This window comes from Vibrio salilacus (genome assembly GCF_002811245.1).
Lineage (GTDB): Bacteria > Pseudomonadota > Gammaproteobacteria > Enterobacterales > Vibrionaceae > Vibrio > Vibrio salilacus.
On record NZ_NIVQ01000073.1, the window covers coordinates 1 to 1442 of the forward strand.

Sequence of the window (1442 nt, forward strand, 5' to 3'; positions counted from 1 at the left end):
ACATCTTGTTGTCTGGTTATTGATTTTTGGCGAAACCATTTGATCATATGACAAGGTGTGTATCTACCTTAACTTAATGATTTTTATCAAAATCATTAGGGGATTCCTCAGCACAAAGCCCGCACTCACTTCAAGTGCGGGCTTTTTTATATTCACTCGAGAGTTAAACTGACTAAGTTATGACTACCGAATATCCATAAATAAATACGATATTTATTCGGGTACGGATTCAATTAAACATGAGACAAAGATTAATAAAAAGTCACTAATATAAAACTCACTAATAAAACAAACACTTAATTAGATATTGCTTACATTTAACAAATTGTGACTAAATGTCAGTATTTTTGTCAAAAACGAATAAACTGCGCTTTTTTTTAACCGCTCAAAAACACACCCTAATAAAATATGTGACTTTAATTCATATATTAGGCCGTTTATAGTCATCTACACTATCTACACTATCTACACTGTTGAGAGAATTATAATAAAAATAAAACGTTGGCTATATGATCAGATTCGACCCTATTAAAAACCGTATTTATAACGACGAACGTTCTATTAAAATAGGATATCGTGAGACTCGTGTTTTAGAGTTATTACTTAAAAGTTCGCCCGAGATTGTAAGTAAACAGGATATTATTAGCTTCGCATGGGGAAGCGAATTCATTGGGGATACGTCACTTGCGAAGTGCATCAGTTTACTTCGCCAAGGATTCATTAAGCTCGGTATCAAAGAAACACCAATATTGACAGTGCCAAAGGTGGGTTATCGCCTTATTGATGAGTGTGTGTTTATCGACTCGCAACCACAAAGCGAAGCCAGTATTCTTTTCAATCCAGTGATCAACCAAATTCCACTCGACCATAGTAACATTGCTGTCTCCATTACAGGCAACCATAAACCTGAATCCAAATCGAGTTTACCTGCTGCGCAACAAGTCAGCTTATACAAAAACAGACTGTGTTACTTCACAACCGCTTGTTTACTGATGGCGTCGGCGCTATTAGCTTTTGCTAAGATCAATGATAAGGCCCTCAGTGATCTCCCCCCCCCGTTAACCGACTCAGTGAACAATGGGTTGGTCAGATACAAGTTCTCCGGGATCCAGAGATGATTCTAAGCCCAGAACTAGAGGCGATTCTCTATAAACATCAATGTGATTGTGTGGCATACATCAGCGATGAACCCGGCTATTCAGAACTCTCCATACTCAACAAAGCAACGCGTCAATCCGTCAATATCTTTTACACCGCAACGCAATTGGATCAAGCGAGTGCAGAGATAGCGTTATTCCTAGAAAGAGGCAGGGCGACCGCATGAGTGTCTATATTTTCACCACATGACTAAAACCAGCGCTTAATACGGCCTCTAGCATGGTTGTGTTCATCATGCATCGCTTTTGTTTACCGACAATGCTTAGCTTAGTTGGCTCTGCTCG

1 pseudogene is annotated in these 1442 nt (G+C 39.0%); it reads left to right on the forward strand.

What is annotated here, in order from left to right:
- Positions 1–509: 509 nt before the first annotated feature.
- Positions 510–1324 (forward strand): annotated as a pseudogene (locus tag CDZ87_RS16785) (winged helix-turn-helix domain-containing protein).
- Positions 1325–1442: the final 118 nt, after the last annotated feature.